Source organism: Bradyrhizobium sp. WSM1743 (assembly GCF_000473065.1).
Classification (GTDB): Bacteria; Pseudomonadota; Alphaproteobacteria; order Rhizobiales; family Xanthobacteraceae; genus Bradyrhizobium.
This window is the reverse complement of record NZ_AXAZ01000018.1, coordinates 1-15,991: the sequence shown is the minus strand read 5'-3', so window position 1 is coordinate 15,991 and position 15,991 is coordinate 1. Positions and strand designations below refer to the sequence as shown.

Genomic DNA, 15,991 nt, shown 5'->3' with positions numbered 1-15,991 from the left:
GACGTGCCATGACTGCTCCACGGAAGCCACAGATCGCCCTCACCTCGAAAGCCGCGCCGTTCGTGATCCGTGCGGAACGTGCTGCCGACGTCGCGACGCGTGAAGCGCTGCTCGATGCCTGCTTTGGCGAGACCCGCCACGGCCGCACCTGCCAGCGCCTGCGCGACGGACGCGCGCCCGCCACAGGCCTTGCCCTGTCGGCGCTGCGCGAGGGCACGCTCGTGGGAACCGTGCGGCTGTGGCATGTCAGCGCCGGAGGCAGGCCCGCTCTGGTCCTCGGACCGCTGGCGGTGGACCCTGCCTGCCGCGAGCTCGGGATCGGCGCCGCGCTGATGCATCAAGCGCTGGCTGCCGCCCGGGCGCGCGGGCATGCCGCGGTGATCCTGCTCGGCGATGCCCCCTATTACGCCCGCTTCGGCTTCTCGGCCGAGAAGACGGCCGAGCTCTCGTTGCCCGGCCCGTTCGAGCGCGATCGCCTGTTGGCGATCGAACTTGCGGAAGGTGCGCTCGATGGCGCCGCCGGGATGATCGTCCCGACCGGCGCGGCCTTGCCCAAACGGAGGTCGGTTCGCGCCCTCCAGGCGCATGCGGCCTGACGGATCGCTCTGATAGCGAAGACCGAAAGCCGCATTGAGCGGCAACGCCCCGCTGCGCCTGCGCCACGCTCTTTCCTTGGGGGTTGCGCAGGCGCCGGAAACGCCCTTTAACCCCGCGAAACACCCCTTCGGTCGAGGCCCACCACTATGTCCCGCCGCCTGATCTCCACCGGCTCTCCCCTCGAGAAGACCGTCGGCTATAGCCGCGCCGTGATCGACGGCGAGTTCGCCTTCGTCGCGGGAACCACCGGCTATGACTACACGACGATGACGATGCCGGCCGATGTCACGAGCCAGTCACGCAACTGCTTCAAGACCATCGAAGCCGCCCTGAAGGAGGGCGGATTCGAGATGGCCGATATCGTCCGTGCGACCTACTACGTCACCGACGCCAGCTACATCGACGCCCACTTCACCGTCTGTGGCGAGGTTCTCGGTGACATCAGGCCGGCCGCGACCTTGCTGGTCGTCTCCGCCCTCGCCAAGCCCGAGATGAAGGTCGAGATCGAAGTCACCGCCAAGCGCCGCAGCATCTGACAAGCGCCGCAGCGCCTGATCCAACCCTCACCCTTTGTCCGCCAGCACGTTCCGGAGAAACCATCCCATGAGCCCTCCCTCGCAGATCTACGCGAAGATCACCGGCCCCATCGTCATGGTCGGCTTCGGCTCCATCGGCAAAGGCACGCTGCCGTTGATCGAGCGGCACCTCGACTACGACAAGTCGCGCATCACCGTGCTCGACCCCAAGGACGAAGGCCGCAAGGCGCTTTGCGAGAAGCACAATGTCCGCTTCATCCAGAAGGGCCTGACCAAGGACAATTATCGCGAGGTGCTGACCCCGCTGCTCACCGAGGGCGGCGGCCAGGGCTTTTGCGTCAACCTCTCGGTCGATACCGGCTCGACCGACATCATGGAGCTCTGCAACGAGCTCGGTGCTCTCTACATCGACACCGTCAACGAGCCCTGGCTCGGCTTCTATTTCGATTCCTCGAAGGGCCCGGAAGCGCGCTCCAACTACGCGCTGCGCGAGGTGACGCTGGCGGCCAAGAAGGCCCGCCCTGCGGGCTCGACCACGGCCGTCTCCTGCTGTGGCGCCAATCCCGGCATGGTCTCCTTCTTCGTCAAGCAGGCGCTGCTCAATGTTGCCGCCGATCTGAAGCTCAACGCCCCCAGGCCTAAGACCAAGGCCGAATGGGCGGATTTGATGCGGCAGGCCGGCATCAAGGGCATCCACATCGCCGAACGCGACACTCAGCGCTCCAAGAAGCCGAAGGAGCCTGATGTCTTCGTCAACACCTGGTCGGTCGAAGGTTTCCTGTCGGAAGGCATGCAGCCATCCGAGCTCGGCTGGGGCACCCACGAGAAATGGATGCCCGAGAATGCACACACCCATGAAGCCGGCTGCGGCGCCGCCATCTATCTGATGCAGCCCGGGGCCAATACGCGCGTGCGCACCTGGTGCCCGACCCGCGGCGCGCAATATGGCTTCCTCGTCACCCACAACGAGTCGATCTCGATCGCCGATTATTTCACCGTGCGCGACGCGTCGGGCAAGGCGATCTACCGGCCGACCTGCCACTATGCCTACCACCCGGCTGACGATGCCGTGCTGTCGCTGCATGAGATGTTCGGCCGCGCCGGGAAGATGCAGGAGAAGCACCACATCCTCGACGAGAACGAGATCGTCGACGGCATCGACGAGCTCGGCGTGCTGCTGTTCGGCCATGACAAGAATGCCTATTGGTACGGCTCGCAGCTCTCGATCGAGGAGACCCGCGAGCTTGCGCCCTATCAGAACGCCACCGGCCTGCAGGTGACCTCCGCCGTGCTCGGCGGCATGGTGTGGGCGCTGGAGAATCCGAACGAAGGCATCGTCGAAGCCGACGAGATGGATTTCGATCGGCTCTTGGAAATCCAGCTGCCGTATCTCGGCCCGGTCAAGGGTTTCTACACCGACTGGACGCCACTGACGGATCGTCCGGGACTGTTTCCGGAGGATATCGACACGAGCGATCCCTGGCAGTTCCGTAATATCTTGGTGCGGTGAGGCGGGCCTCTGCCTACCGGCTATCGGGTGACTGCCTGGCCATCCCACCCTCCGCTGTCATGCCCCGCGCAGGCGGGGCATCCAGTACGCCGCGGCTTCTCGGTTCAATCACTGCGGTCTCTGGAATACTGGATTGCCCGCCTTCGCGGGCAATGACACCGAGTGTGGAGAGAGGAGCTACTTCTTCTCAATCGGCGGCGCGATCTTCTCAGGCGGCGCCTGCGGCAATGCAGGCTTGGTCGCCGCGCCCTGCGTCTGGGGATCCGGCCGCGCCGGTTCGGGGGCCGGCGTGGTGGGCCGGTCGCCGCCGGGCTTGGACTCCGCGGGTGTCTTACTTTGATCGTCGGACGGGGTGCCCTGGAGCGGTGGCGTCGCCTGTGCCAGCTCCAGCCGGCTTTCGGCGCGGATTTGTGCGAGCGATATCACCGACACCACGACGCCTGCTGCGAACAGCGCAGCGGCAATTGTCAGATCGAGCTTCAGTCTGCGTTTGTCATCTCGGCCGGGCATATCGATCACCGCCTTTGTCCGCGGGATCAACGAAACTGGGGCGTGCCGGTTCCCGGACCGAAGAGGCGGGAACCCAAACCCCTTGCGCGCCAAAACGCCGCCCTCACTCCGTCGTGCTGACTTCCCACGTGGCGTGGCGCACGCCCGGCAGATGCTGAAGATCGGTCGCCACCGCGTTCAGCTCGTTCGGGTCGACCGCGGTCGCGACCAGCTTTGCGGCGATCTCCAGAATGTCGTCGCCGATTTCGGCCACATCGATATCGGCCACCGAATATTTCGCAACCTCGAGCTTCTCGACGAGCCGGTCGCGCATGTCCGGAAGAGCGTCGGCCGCAACCGCGAGCTTGAAATAGTAGGTTGCCTCCAGCGCCTTCTCGTTGAGTGGGATGCGGTTGATCGCGTTGACCAGCGGGCGCAGCATGGTGTTGCCGGCGATGACGAACACGGTCAGTGCGGCCGCCTGCGCGACCATGTCGGCGCCGGCGCAGGAGCCGACCGCGGCCGAGGCCCACAGCGTCGCCGCGGTGTTGAGCCCGCGCACGTCCATGCCCTGCTTCATGATGACACCAGCGCCGAGAAAGCCGATGCCGGAGACGACGTAGGAAATCACCCGCACCGCGCCATCCGCGCCATCCAGATGCATGGCAAGATCGACAAAAGCGGCGGCACCGACCGCGACCAGCACGTTGGTGCGCAGGCCCGCCGTGCGCTGGCGGTATCGACGCTCGGCACCGATCAGCGTGCCCAGCACGAAGGCCGTGGTCAGGCTGACCAGCGTATCGGCGAAATCGGCAAGCTGGAAGGTCGTGAGAAACCGCATGGTTCCCTATACGGCCGGAACGGTGACAGATTAAAGCTCCAGCAGGCCGCCGTCCCCATTTTCATCAGCAAAGGCCAGCAGCGTGCCTTTGGCGTTCCAGGCGAGCGCGGCCACGGGCGACGTGCCATTACGGCGCACCAGGATCTCCGCGCCGTCCTCCAGCCGCACCATCAGCACGGTGCCGTCGCTGTAGCCGGCGGCGAGGATGTCGTTCTTGGGATGGCAGGCGACCACGGATACGCGCGCCTGCAGCGGGGCGAGCATCGCGGGCTCCTTGCCCATCGGACCGTCCTTGCTGCCGAACGGCCATATGATGACGGTGTCGGCGCCCGAAGTCGCCAATCCCTTGCCGCCCACGCTCCAGGACAGCGAGCGGACACGGCCGGGATAGCCGGTCATGCGCATGTGCCTGTTGTCGGCGAGCCGCCAGCCATGCAGCGCCGGCTCGTGCATCGCGGTGACCAGGAATTTGTTGTCGGGGCTGAAGGTGACCGCGTGATGCGAGCCGGCCCAAGGCAGGAATTCGGCCGAACCCTCCATGTTCGGAAACCACAGCGTCACGCCGTTGTAATGCGCGATCGCGAGCCGCAGGCCCTTCGGCGCGAACGCAAGTCCGCCGACGGTCGAGGGCACCTCGATCGACTTCTCCTCGGCCTTGCCGCTCTTGACGGTCGCCGTCTTGCCGGCGGACCAAGCAAAGGCGCCGTCGGCGTGCAGCGCCACCGCGTCGATCCAGCGCCGCTTGGGATCGGTGGCGAGCAGCGTCACCTCGCCCTTGGCATCGAGCGACACGACCTTGCCGTCGTCGCCGCCCATCACGAGGCGCTTGCCGTCGAAGGCGGTCGAGAGAATGCCGCCGCTGTGCACGGCGACCGTGGTGATCTCACCATTGGCGTCGACGAACGCAACGTTCTCCTCGCCGCCGACAAAGGCGGCGCGAGGGCCAAGGAAGTGCACCGAGGTCACGGCCATGCCGAGCGTAACAGGCTTGACTCGGTCGGTGACGGAGACGATCGAGGCGGAATCCGGGGACGGCGTAAACTCTTTCATCACGAGACGATGCAGCTCTCGAAACCCTTGCGGATCGCCTCCTCCGGCAATTCGCGGCCGATGAAAACGAGGCGGCTCTCGCGCGGCTCGCCGTCCTTCCACTTCCGCTGGTGGTTGCCCTCCAGCATCATATGGACGCCCTGGAAGACGTAGCGGTCGTCGTCGTCGTGGAAGGCGAGGATGCCCTTGGAGCGCAGGATCTTGCCGCCTTCGACCTGCACCAGGTTCTGCAGCCAGGGCATGAACACGTTGGGATCGAGCGGCTTGTCGGTCCTCAGCGAGAGCGACTGCATCTCCTCGTCGTGATAATGCTTCAGGCCGTTGCCGTGATCATGGTGATGATGGTCGTGGCCGTGATGCTGGTGATGATCATGGTCGTGATCATGATCGTCGGCCTCCAGGAAATCCGGCTCGATGTCGAGGATGCGGTCGAGGTCGAACGCGCCGCGGTCGAGCACGTCGGCCAGCGCCACCGAGCAGCGCTCGGTGCGGTGGAGTTTCGCATAGGGGTTGATGCCGCGAATGCGGGCCTCGACCTCAGCGAGCTCGCCCTTGTTGACGAGGTCGGTCTTGTTCAGCACGATGACGTCGGCAAAGGCGATCTGGTTCTTGGCCTCGGGTGCATCCTTCAAACGGTCGGACAGCCACTTTGCATCGGCGACCGTGACCACCGCGTCGAGCCGCGCGTTCTTCTGCACGTCCTCGTCGACGAAGAAGGTCTGAGCGACCGGCGCCGGATCAGCGAGACCGGTGGTCTCGACGATGATGGCGTCGAACTTGCCCTTGCGCTTCATCAGGCCGTCCATGATGCGGACGAGGTCGCCGCGCACGGTGCAGCAGATGCAACCATTGTTCATCTCGAACACTTCCTCATCGGCGCCGATGATGAGGTCGTTGTCGATCCCGATCTCGCCGAATTCGTTGACGATGACGGCGTATTTCTTGCCGTGGTTTTCCGACAGGATGCGGTTCAAGAGCGTGGTCTTGCCGGCACCGAGATAGCCGGTCAGGACGGTCACGGGAATCTTTTGGGAGGTCGCTTCAGACATAACAACTCCGACTTCGGGCTTTTTCCGCGCGACGCGAGGCGGGGTGGCCCCTGCCCTAATGGTCAAGCGCGCTGGTCAGGGCCTTTATATTGTGCCTGACCATGTCAATGTAAGTGGGTGCAGGCCCCTTTTCGCCGGTCAAACCGTCCGAAATCAGGGTCCCGCCGACCTTTGCCCCGGTCTCCGCCGCGATCCGTCGGATCAGGCGGTCATCGCTGATATTTTCCAGGAACACGGCCGGAATCTTCTGGGCCTTGATCTGGCCGATAATGGCGGCGATGTCGCGCGCGCTCGGTTCGGTTTCCGTGGAGACGCCGAGGGGGGCGATGAACTGGATACCGTATTCGGCGGAAAAATAGCCGAAGGCATCGTGGGTGGAGATCACCTTGCGCCGCTCGGGTGGGATTTTTGCCGCGGCCTCGCGGACCTCACGGTCGAGGGTTTCGAGCTTCTCCAAATAGGTCCTGGCCTGGGCGCGGAAGAACTCCGCGTCGTCAGGAGCAGCCGCGGCCAGCGCATTGGTGATGTCGGTGACGTAGATCTTGGCGTTGGGGATGGACTGCCAGGCATGCGGGTCTGCGGCCGAGCCCAATTTCAGCGGAGCGATGCCGGCGCTTGCCGTGACCACCTGCGCCTTGCTCCCCGCGGATTGCACGAGGCGCGGCAGCCAGCCCTCCAGCCCAAGCCCGTTGACGATGACGAGCTTCGCCTCTGCGACTCGCTTCGCATCGCTTGGTGCAGGCGTGTAGACGTGGACGTCGCTGTCGGCACCGACCAGCGTGGTCAGATTGATGCGGTCGCCACCGACGTTGCGGACGAAATCGCCGAGAATCGAGAAGCTCGCAACGACATTGAGCCGCTCCGCTGCATGTAGCGGCGAGGCGATCAGCAGCAGTGCACACAGCAGGATGAGCCGCATCGTCAGGCTTCCAGATGCCGGCCGGGAAACAGCTGCCGGACGATACCGCCGATGCGGCCGAACAGGACGGAGACCACGTAGAGCACAGTCGCCACGAGAATGATCGCGGGCCCCGATGGCACGCGGGTCTGGAACGACAGCACGAGGCCCGCATAGCCCGAGACCGCGGCGGCGACAACGGCGATGCAGATCATCGCGGTGAGATCACGCGACCAGAACCGCGCGATGCCGGCCGGCAATATCATGAGGCCGACTGCAAGCAGCGTGCCGAGCGCCTGAAATCCGTTGACGAGATTGATGACGACGAGCGCGAGGAAGGCGAGATGCGCAGGCCCCCCCGCGCGGCTGACGGTGCGCAGGAACAGGGGATCGACACTCTCGATCACCAGCGGGCGGTAGATCACCGCGAGCACCAGCAGCGTGATCGTGGCGTTGAAAGCCACCACCAGCAGGGTCTGATCGTCCATTGCCAGGATGTTGCCGAACAGCACGTGCAAGAGGTCGATATTGGTGCCCTTGATCGAAACGATGGTGACGCCGAGCGCGAGAGAGGCCAGATAGAAGGTCGCGAGCGAAGCGTCCTCCTTCAGCCCGGTCGATCGCGCCACCACGCCGGCGAGGATCGCGACGGCAAAGCCGGCGATCAGGCCGCCGGCCGTCATCGCGAACAGATTGAGGCCCGACAGCAGGAATCCGACGGCCGCGCCGGGCAGGATCGCATGCGCCATGGCATCGCCGACGAGGCTCATCCGCCGCAGCATCAGGAACACGCCGATCGGCGCGCCGGCCAGCGCCAGCGCGATCACGGCGGCGAGCGCCCGCCGCATGAACTCGAATTCGGTGAACGGACCGATCAGCACGTCATAGGCCATCTGCGATCACGCGGCCCGCGAACTGATGTCATCGGCCGCGCAGGCCGCGGCGGTGTCGTCGAAGGCCTCGCACATCCGCATCGCGACCATCAGATTTTCGGGCGTCAGCACCTCCGCCGTCGGGCCCCACGCGACTGGGCCCCGCGCCAGCACCAGCGTCTCCGTGAAATGGTTTTGCACCATCTCCAGGTCGTGCAGCGCGGCGAGCACGGTGCGGCCCTCGCCGTGCCAGCGCTTCACCAGGGCGAGCAGATCGGCCGTGGTCTTGCTGTCAATGGCGTTGAACGGCTCGTCCAGCACGATCAGGCTCGCGTCCTGAAGCAGCACACGCGCAAACAGCACGCGCTGCATTTGGCCGCCGGAGAGCGTCCCGATCGGGCGGTTCTCGAAACCGCTGAGGCCAACGGACGCGATCGAACGAAGTATCTTTTCGCGCGCGGCCTTGCCGATGCCGCCGAACAGGCCGGCCCCGCGCCACAGCCCGGTGCTGACGAAATCGAACACCGAGATCGGGAAGCTGCGGTCGATCTCTGCGCTTTGCGGCAGATAGGCGATGTCTCTGCTGTCGAGCCCGCCGAGATGGATGCTGCCGTCGAGCGGCTTGAGGATGCCGACGATGCCGCGCAGCAGCGTCGACTTGCCGGCGCCGTTCGGACCGATCACGGCGACCAGCGCACCCGACGCGACCTCGCCGCTGAGATGATGCACGGCCGGATGCCGGTCATAGCCGAGCGTGACATTGTGAAAGGCTAGCTGTGCCATGGTCACCTCATCGCCAGGAAGACGATGCCCCAGAGCACGGCGCAAACCGCGAGCGCGGCCGCGAGCCGCCCCGCCATGGTCATGCGCAAGATCGACCAGGGCGCCGCCTGGGCCGGATGCGGCGAGGCCGCACCGTGGACATGGGCATGGGTGTGGTCGTGGCCATGCGAATGCCCGTGGTCATGGGAATGGCCATGGTCATGGGAATGGCCATGAGCATGGTCGTGATGATGGGCGTGGGACACGGCGGGAACCATTCCAGAATGTTATATTATAACATTACCCCTGTCCACGGCCGAGGGTGTCATTCCGGGACGGCTCGAAAAGCCGACTCCGGAATCTCGAGATTCCAGGTTCGATGCTTTGCATCGCCCCGGAATGACGCCCCAATGCGACTAGACGGTCAAGGCTTGCCGACCACCATAGCGATGGCGGCCGCGACGAACGGGAACGGCACCGAGACGGCGCAGCGGAACCAGACGAAACGCGCCGGCATGAACGGTATCTCCCACAAAATCACCCGCTGGAAGGCGAACAGCGCCCAAGCGACGACATAGGCGACCACCTGGGGCACCCCACCACCCGACTTCAGCGCCACGGTGCCGATGGAGAAGCCGATCACGGGGCCGCCGGGCGTGGCCGCGCCGGCGACCACGGCAGTCACGACCCCAAGCCAGCCGCTGTCCGGACCGAGCCAGCCGGTGATCACCTCCTGCGGGATGATCGCAGCGATATAGCCGGAGCCGATCACCCCCAGCGCGATCCGCGGCACGATGTTGATGAAGTCCATCGAGCCTTCGCGCAGGGATGCCTTGAACACCGGCGGGCCGCGGCGGAACGCGATCAGGCCGACGCCGAGCACCGAGCCCCATAGCAGGATGTCGATCAGAAGCGCCGCACTCAACTCTCGTCGTCCTTCGCGAGCGGCTTCGGATAGAGCCTGACATAGACGAAGCGGCCGAGCGCGCCGGCGAGCACCGGCAGCGGCAGCGAGATCACGATCCGCCACAGCGTGAAATCGGTGCCCATGATCGGGATTTCCCAGGCCACCGCCCGGCCGTAGCCGATCAGGGTCCAGCTCACGACCATGGCGATGGTGGCGCCGAAATCGGCGCCGACCGCCAGCAGCGCGCTCGCCACCGGATAGGCGGTGAAGGGCCCACCCGGCAAGATCGCGCCGAAGGCGGTGCCGATCAGAAGGCCCATCAGACCGGATTTCGGCCCGAGCGAGCGCGATACTTTTTCGTGCGGCAGGATCTCGGAGATGAAGGCGCCGAGCAGGCAGCCGGCCAGCACGCGCGGCAGGATGCCTGAGAATAGCGAGAGATCGTGGGTGAGGATGTCGAGAACGCCCGCGCTGCCATCACGCCGCCAGACCAGCGCCGCGCTGACCGCCACCAGGGCCGCGATGATGATGGTCGACCAGCCGATCGGCTTGCGCACACGCCCCGGCCGCGGCTCGGACTCCGCGTCCTCGGCAGGCGCCGGGTCTTTCGGGGAAGGTTCTAACAACGGGCTGGGTTGGCTCAAGGGTGATGCCCGTCCTGATTAAGGGCGCCGCCCACCCGATGCAAACGGAACGATCACAGGCCGATACGCGCACCGCGCAGGGCAATTCCGCACAGCAAAAAGGCGGCCGCGCCTGCGACCGCCCTTTTTACTTCCGTCATTCCGGGGCGGCTCGAAGAGCCGAACCCTGGTGCGCAGTCGCGCACCTGAAAATCTCGAGATTCCGGGTTCAATGCTGGCGCATCGCCCCGGAATGACGAGGTGAGAACTCAGGCCTTCTCGAACAGGGACTCCACGTACTCCCAGTTCACGAGGTTTTCCACGAACGCCTTGAGATAGTCGGGCCGGCGGTTGCGATAATCGATGTAGTAGGAATGCTCCCAGACATCGCAGCCGAGGATCGGGGTGGCGCCGTGCACCAGCGGATTCTCGCCGTTGGGGGTCTTGGAGATCTCGAGCTTGCCGTTCTTGACCTGGAGCCAGCACCAGCCGGAGCCGAACTGGCCGACGCCGGCCGCCTGGAAGTCGGTCTTGAACTTCTCGAAGCCGCCGAGGTCCTCGTTGATCTTCTTCTCGAGCTTGCCCGGCAGCTTGGTGCCGCCGCCATTGGGCTTCATCCAGCTCCAGAAGTGGATGTGGTTGTAGTGCTGGCCGGCATTGTTGAACACCGCGGGGTTCTTGCCGAACGAGCCCTTGACGATCTCTTCAAGGGACTTGCCTTCCCATTCGGTCCCCTTGAGCGCGTTGTTGCCGTTGGTGACGTAGGCCTGATGATGCTTGTCGTGGTGATATTCCAGCGTCTCCTTCGACATGTACTGGCCGAGGGCGTCATAGGCGTAAGGGAGTGGGGGGAGCGTAAAGGTCATGGCTTCTTGTCCGCAACTGGTGGGGAACGAGTTCTAACGGTCACCCCTTATAGAAGGTTCCGCCGCCATTAAATACCTCAGAATTTCGAAAACGCGTGACGGGGACGCTTGGCACGATTGCATAAAATCGTCGCAGCACGCGGACATCTGCGCGGTCGTGGTGGCTTGATGCAAAATATCATTGCCTTTGAGGTGCTTATGGCAGAACGAATGCCCTATGCACCGAATTTGCGAAAGACAGAGCCATGAGCATCGAGATCGACATTTTGAACGGCGACGCCTCGTGGCCGATCGCAAAGCCGCTGCTCAGCGCGGTCTGGGGACACGATGCGGCGGAAAAGCCGCCCTGGGCTCACATCAAATGGGCCAATGCCGATCTGCGTGTGCTGCTCGAGACGCCCGAGGACGGCCTCGTGTGCCATGTCGGCATCTACTTCCGCACCATCACCTGGAATGGACAGAAGGTTCACGTCGGCGGCATCGGCGGTGTCTGCACGCGTGAGGACCGGCGCGGCCGCGGCTACGCGACGATCGCGATCGACGCGGCGGTGCATACCATGCGCGCCAACGAGGCGGTCCGCTTCGGGCTCCTGTTCTGCGAGCCGCACAATTTCGCATTTTACGAGACCCGCAAATGGCTGCCGTTCAAAGGTGACGTCTATTGCGAGCAGCCGGAGGGGCGGATCCGCTTCGACGACATGGCGCCCTACGTCTTCGAGATCGTCCGGGCGCCGACGCTGGGCACCATCGACCTATGCGGCCTGCCCTGGTGAGCCCTGCGTGAGCGAGGGCTGGGAGGGTCGCCTGACGTCCTATAGTATGTCGCTCATCATTTAATATTCCGCCCGGTGAACATGACGATCGACGCTCCCTTAGACGCCGTCCCTCCGGTCGCGCCGGTCGCCTCCCCCATTGCCAGCCTCCTGACCGCACCGATCCTGCCGACGCTGCTGCGGCTCGCGATCCCCAACATGATCGCGATGGTCGGCAGCACGCTGGTCGCGGTGGCCGAGACCTCCTATATCGGCCGGCTCGGCACCATCCCGCTCGCCGCGATCGCGCTGGTGTTTCCGTTCGCGATGCTGACGCAGATGATGAGCGCGGGCGCGATGGGCGGCGGCGTATCGTCGGCGATCAGCCGCGCGCTCGGTGCGGGGAATCACGACCGCGCCGCGACGCTGGCGCTGCATGCCGCCATCATCGGCCTCTGTGGCGGGCTGTTCTTCACGGTGATGATGCTCGTCTTCGGCCGCTCCTTCTTCGCGCTGCTCGGCGGCCGCGAGCGCGTGCTCGAAGAAGCCTGCGGCTATTCGCAGGTGCTGTTCTCCGGCGCGGTCGCGATCTGGCTCGTCAACACGCTGGCCTCGGTGATCCGCGGCACCGGCGACATGCGCCTGCCTTCGATGACGCTGATCGGGGCGAGCGTGCTCCAGATCGCGCTTGGCGGCACGCTGGGGCTCGGCCTGTTCGGAGTGCCGCAATTCGGCATGCCGGGCGTCGCAAGCGGCCAGCTGATCGCGTTCAGCTGCGCCGCGATCTTCTTCCTCTGGTATCTCCTGTCCGGCCGGAGCCGCTTGCAGCTCGATTTCCGCGCCTTCCATTTCGAGCGCGCGATGTTCCTGGACATCCTCAAAGTCGGCGCGGTGGCCTGCCTATCGCCGCTCCAGACCGTGCTCACCATTCTGATCTTCACAAAGATCCTCGCGACCTTCGGCACCGAGATGCTGGCCGGCTACGGCATCGGATCGCGGCTGGAGTTCTTGCTGATCCCGATCACCTTCGCCTTCGGCATCGCCTCGGTGCCGATGGTCGGCATCGCGATCGGCGCCGGACATGTGACGCGCGCGCGGCATGTGGCCTGGACGGCGGCTGGGGCCTCCGGACTCACGGTCGGCCTGATCGGGCTCGCCGTCGCACTTGCCCCGTCGCTGTGGGTCGCGCTGTTCACGCGGGATCCCGGCGTCACCGCCGCCGCGCACAGCTATTTCCACTGGGCAGGTCCGACCTTCGTGTTCTTCGGCATGGGCGTGTCGCTGTACTTCTCCTCGCAAGGCGCCGCACGCGTCGGCGGCCCCGTGCTCGCTTCCACCGCACGGCTGCTGATCGTTGCGATCGGCGGGATCGGTCTCATGATGGCGCAGGCGCCGGCCTGGACGTTGTTCGCGTTGGTCGGCGGCGCCATGGTCGTGTTCGGGCTGTCGACCGCGGCCTCGGTCGCCTTCGTGCGATGGGGCAAATGATCGCAGGCGAATATTCAGCCAATTAAACGCAGGAATGTGATTCCATCCAGCGTTGCACTATCCTGCCGGGCTGCTATGGAGGCGCCGTCATTTCGGGGGCTCTCTCCATGTTCGGCAGATTCGCGATTCCTTTCGTCCTCCTGGCTGCACTGCTTGGCGCAACGAGCGCCCATGCGCAGAGCGCCGACGGGACCTGGCTGACCCAGGCGGCTGATGCACGCGTCAAGATCAGCAAATGCGGCGGCGGCATCTGCGGCCATATCGTCTGGCTGCGCGAGCCCTATGACACCTCAACCGGCCAGCCCGCCACCGACAGCAAGAATCCCAATCCCGCACTCGCCAGGCGTCCGATGATCGGCTTGCCATTGTTCAGCGGCATGGAGCCGGCGGGGCCGAACAAATGGTCGGGCCAGATCTACAATGCCGACGATGGCAGCACCTATGCGAGCAGCATCAGCCTGACTGGCGCGGATTCGCTGCGGGTCGAAGGCTGCGTCGGCGCGCTCTGCGGCGGTGAGACCTGGACGCGCGCGGGGCGCTGAAGTCCACGAACGCTTCGTGCCCCGGACGCGGCGCAGCGCTCTTGCGATGCGTTGCAGAGCCGGGGCCCAGAGGCCGCAAACTGGGTCCCGGCTCGGCGCCGCGTCGCTTCGCGACGCAGCGCGTCCGGGACATAACCGCCCCTCAAACCGTCATCGCCTTCAACGCCGTCGCGGCCGAGGCATAGCCGCCCCGCGCGCCGTCGATGAAGTGCACATGGTCGCTGCGCAGCGCCGAGGGCGTGAAGCAGGTCATCATCGCGGCATCCTGCCGGTGGAGGCCGTAGCGCACGATGCCGTCGCGCGCGGCGGCCGCGAGACGATCGCTCAACGCGCGCTCGAGCTGCGGGGTGCAGTCGAGAATCATGCGCAGACCGTCGTCATACTTGCGGAAGTCCGAGTTCTCGACGACCTGGCGTTTGTAGAGGCTGGGCACGAAACCGCCGATCTTGATGTCGAAGCGCATGATCAGATAGGCGAACAGTGTATAGGCCAGCACGCTGGCCCTGCGCGCGAGCAGCGGACCGCCGCGCCTGGTGCGGGCTTCGAATTCCACCCCCTGCGGCGGCCATTTCAGCGGCGGCCCCTGCGGAGGCACCGGGCGGCCGCTATCCGGACTGCGCTCGACGAGATGGATGATGTCCTCGATCACCTTCCGGAAGGCGTGCGGATCGACGCCGCGCGCCGGCATTACCAGCACCGACAGGATCAGGCCGCGCGCAGCCGGCATCACTTCGAAACGGCACGACAGGCCCGAGAGGTCCGGTTGCGTGCCGGCGGGCGCCCCCTTGACCGCAAACTCGCCGCGCTTCATCGCGGCGTCGGCCCAGGCAAGCCCTCCGCCCGAGAACATCGCGTAGGACAGGTTTGCCGATGGCCCGAAGCGGGCGACGCGCACGTCAAGGCCTTGCGCGCGAATGACGCTGACAGGCACCAGGGCGACGCGCATGGTCAGATCGAGATCTTCCCGCACCCAGGTCGCGGTCGCGGCCAGTGCCTCGCGGGCAAGTTCGACATCGTCCGGCGCGACCGCGAAGCTCGCGCCGTCGCCGCCGAACACGAAGGGGAATTCCCGTCCCTCCAGCGCATTGGTCACCGCCGCGATCACGGCCGCACCGGCCATGTTGACCGCCTTGTATCGCTGCGCCGCGATCGCCTTGGTCGAATCGACGATATCGGCAACGCCGATGCTCCAGTCGTCCGGCAGCGGCGAATACAGCACCGGATCCATCAAGCTGGTGAAGCCTCGGAAGACGGGAATGCCGCCATAGAAGGATTCGCCTGAGGTCATCGGGAATGCCGGATGGTTGGAATGCAAAACAAATACGTGGCAGGATCGATCCGGGTTCGCTGGCCGGCGCCCCTTTCGATCATTGGCCGAAACGGCCCCGGACAACAAGATGCGGCCGCATTGCAATGCCGCGGCGGGGTCATTGATCGGCATCAAACGACCGCCCGGGAAGAGCGGCTATCGTTGTTCAGCTCCAAGTGTTGCATCGGATGATCGAGGTGTCCGATTTCGGCAGCAAGGATTCCACCCCTCCGGTCCGCCGGCGCACGGGCATCGATCCCGCCTTGCCGGCAGACGAACGCGAGCGCCGCGTCCGCCGCCTCACCGAAGGGCCGCCGGAATTTTCGCACGAGCGACCTGCCGAAGGACCTGCCGAAGCAGCGGACGTGATAGCTAAATTAGTGCAGCTTCTCGTCTTGACGCTTGCGCAAGGTGTCGACAGACGCATCATGGCAGCCGATCAGGCGAACGAATTGCTGCGGGTACATTTCATGTCCGTGACTGCCAGAATTCTGATGCGTCATTGGCGGGCAATGGACGTCGTCCGGCTTCGCACGGGATTGCTCCTTGTGGCCCTGATTCGAAGCGGTCATGTCTGGCGTGGTCATGGACTGCTCCCTGTCGATTAGAGCGTTTCACATTTTGACGGAAGCATAACCGGCGTTGGCGAAGTAGTTGGCGCATTCGCGAGGCTGGATGTCCTGGATGAGGTGACCGATGTGGCGCCAAGTGTCCTCGATGGTGCGCTTCTGAGCTTGCCGCATCCAGTGTTTGATCTTGGAGAATGCCTGTTCGATCGGGTTGAGGTCGGGCGAGTATGGCGGCAGGTACCACAGCCTGGCGCCAGCAGCCTGGATCATTTGCCTGACAGTTTTCGACTTGTGGCTTCCAAGATTATCGAGAATGACGATGTCGCCTTCG

20 protein-coding genes are annotated in these 15,991 nt (G+C 65.0%); 6 read left to right on the top strand and 14 right to left on the bottom strand.

What is annotated here, in order from left to right:
- Nucleotides 1–8 precede the first annotated feature (8 nt).
- The 3 genes from YU9_RS0114420 (at nucleotide 9) to YU9_RS0114410 (ending at nucleotide 2,643) form a co-directional block, all read left to right on the top strand.
- Nucleotides 9–596, top strand: a complete 588-nt coding sequence (locus YU9_RS0114420) for a GNAT family N-acetyltransferase (protein ID WP_027573483.1) — start codon at nucleotides 9–11, stop codon at nucleotides 594–596.
- 147 nt (nucleotides 597–743) lie between these two features.
- Nucleotides 744–1,133 (top strand): RidA family protein, encoded by a 390-nt coding sequence (locus YU9_RS0114415; protein WP_027573482.1) that lies wholly within the window; start codon nucleotides 744–746, stop codon nucleotides 1,131–1,133.
- A 67-nt stretch (nucleotides 1,134–1,200) separates the two neighbouring features.
- A complete protein-coding gene (locus YU9_RS0114410; RefSeq protein ID WP_027573481.1) occupies nucleotides 1,201–2,643 on the top strand; it encodes a homospermidine synthase in 1,443 nt (480 codons plus the stop codon).
- Nucleotides 2,644–2,820: 177 nt separating this feature from the next.
- Here the strand turns inward: YU9_RS0114410 and YU9_RS49000 are convergent, their stop codons facing one another.
- From YU9_RS49000 to YU9_RS0114355, 11 genes are all read right to left on the bottom strand, one after another.
- The gene (locus YU9_RS49000) at nucleotides 2,821–3,153 is read right to left on the bottom strand and encodes a hypothetical protein (protein WP_027573480.1); all 333 of its coding nucleotides are present in this window, start codon (nucleotides 3,151–3,153) and stop codon (nucleotides 2,821–2,823) included.
- A 103-nt stretch (nucleotides 3,154–3,256) separates the two neighbouring features.
- Complete coding sequence (locus tag YU9_RS0114400; RefSeq protein ID WP_027573479.1) at nucleotides 3,257–3,973, bottom strand: MgtC/SapB family protein; 717 nt, start codon at nucleotides 3,971–3,973, stop codon at nucleotides 3,257–3,259.
- Nucleotides 3,974–4,003: 30 nt separating this feature from the next.
- Complete coding sequence (locus tag YU9_RS0114395) at nucleotides 4,004–5,023, bottom strand: WD40 repeat domain-containing protein (RefSeq protein ID WP_027573478.1); 1,020 nt, start codon at nucleotides 5,021–5,023, stop codon at nucleotides 4,004–4,006.
- The gene (locus YU9_RS0114390) at nucleotides 5,023–6,072 is read right to left on the bottom strand and encodes a GTP-binding protein (RefSeq protein ID WP_027573477.1); all 1,050 of its coding nucleotides are present in this window, start codon (nucleotides 6,070–6,072) and stop codon (nucleotides 5,023–5,025) included. The genes YU9_RS0114395 and YU9_RS0114390 overlap by 1 nt, the downstream gene beginning before the upstream one ends.
- Before the next feature lie 55 nt (nucleotides 6,073–6,127).
- Nucleotides 6,128–6,991 carry a metal ABC transporter solute-binding protein, Zn/Mn family gene (locus YU9_RS0114385; RefSeq protein WP_027573476.1) on the bottom strand — a complete coding sequence of 288 codons (864 nt, stop codon included), beginning with the start codon at nucleotides 6,989–6,991 and terminating at the stop codon, nucleotides 6,128–6,130.
- Between the two features lie 2 nt (nucleotides 6,992–6,993).
- A complete protein-coding gene (locus YU9_RS0114380) occupies nucleotides 6,994–7,863 on the bottom strand; it encodes a metal ABC transporter permease (protein ID WP_027573475.1) in 870 nt (289 codons plus the stop codon).
- A 6-nt stretch (nucleotides 7,864–7,869) separates the two neighbouring features.
- The gene (locus YU9_RS0114375; protein ID WP_027573474.1) at nucleotides 7,870–8,625 is read right to left on the bottom strand and encodes a metal ABC transporter ATP-binding protein; all 756 of its coding nucleotides are present in this window, start codon (nucleotides 8,623–8,625) and stop codon (nucleotides 7,870–7,872) included.
- A gap of 2 nt (nucleotides 8,626–8,627) precedes the next feature.
- Nucleotides 8,628–8,882 carry a hypothetical protein gene (locus tag YU9_RS0114370; protein WP_027573473.1) on the bottom strand — a complete coding sequence of 85 codons (255 nt, stop codon included), beginning with the start codon at nucleotides 8,880–8,882 and terminating at the stop codon, nucleotides 8,628–8,630.
- Nucleotides 8,883–9,028: 146 nt separating this feature from the next.
- Nucleotides 9,029–9,529: a hypothetical protein gene (locus tag YU9_RS0114365; protein ID WP_027573472.1), complete on the bottom strand. Its 501-nt coding sequence runs from the start codon at nucleotides 9,527–9,529 to the stop codon at nucleotides 9,029–9,031.
- Nucleotides 9,526–10,137, bottom strand: a complete 612-nt coding sequence (locus YU9_RS0114360; protein ID WP_027573471.1) for a permease — start codon at nucleotides 10,135–10,137, stop codon at nucleotides 9,526–9,528. The genes YU9_RS0114365 and YU9_RS0114360 overlap by 4 nt, the downstream gene beginning before the upstream one ends.
- Before the next feature lie 266 nt (nucleotides 10,138–10,403).
- A complete protein-coding gene (locus YU9_RS0114355; RefSeq protein ID WP_027573470.1) occupies nucleotides 10,404–11,000 on the bottom strand; it encodes a superoxide dismutase in 597 nt (198 codons plus the stop codon).
- A gap of 245 nt (nucleotides 11,001–11,245) precedes the next feature.
- Here YU9_RS0114355 and YU9_RS0114350 point away from each other — a divergent pair, with 245 nt between their 5' ends.
- The 3 genes from YU9_RS0114350 (at nucleotide 11,246) to YU9_RS0114340 (ending at nucleotide 13,782) form a co-directional block, all read left to right on the top strand.
- Nucleotides 11,246–11,773: a GNAT family N-acetyltransferase gene (locus YU9_RS0114350; protein WP_027573469.1), complete on the top strand. Its 528-nt coding sequence runs from the start codon at nucleotides 11,246–11,248 to the stop codon at nucleotides 11,771–11,773.
- 81 nt (nucleotides 11,774–11,854) lie between these two features.
- Nucleotides 11,855–13,240, top strand: a complete 1,386-nt coding sequence (locus tag YU9_RS0114345) for an MATE family efflux transporter (protein WP_027573468.1) — start codon at nucleotides 11,855–11,857, stop codon at nucleotides 13,238–13,240.
- A 107-nt stretch (nucleotides 13,241–13,347) separates the two neighbouring features.
- Nucleotides 13,348–13,782: a DUF2147 domain-containing protein gene (locus YU9_RS0114340; RefSeq protein WP_027573467.1), complete on the top strand. Its 435-nt coding sequence runs from the start codon at nucleotides 13,348–13,350 to the stop codon at nucleotides 13,780–13,782.
- Between the two features lie 142 nt (nucleotides 13,783–13,924).
- Here YU9_RS0114340 and YU9_RS0114335 read toward each other — a convergent pair whose 3' ends face one another.
- The 3 genes from YU9_RS0114335 to YU9_RS0114325 form a co-directional block, all read right to left on the bottom strand.
- Nucleotides 13,925–15,070 carry a DUF3095 domain-containing protein gene (locus YU9_RS0114335; RefSeq protein WP_027573466.1) on the bottom strand — a complete coding sequence of 382 codons (1,146 nt, stop codon included), beginning with the start codon at nucleotides 15,068–15,070 and terminating at the stop codon, nucleotides 13,925–13,927.
- A 398-nt stretch (nucleotides 15,071–15,468) separates the two neighbouring features.
- Nucleotides 15,469–15,678, bottom strand: coding sequence for a hypothetical protein (locus tag YU9_RS49875; RefSeq protein ID WP_036017280.1), 210 nt, complete (start codon nucleotides 15,676–15,678; stop codon nucleotides 15,469–15,471).
- Between the two features lie 27 nt (nucleotides 15,679–15,705).
- Nucleotides 15,706–15,991: IS630 family transposase (locus YU9_RS0114325; protein WP_027573464.1), on the bottom strand; the 286-nt coding region annotated here is incomplete at its 5' end.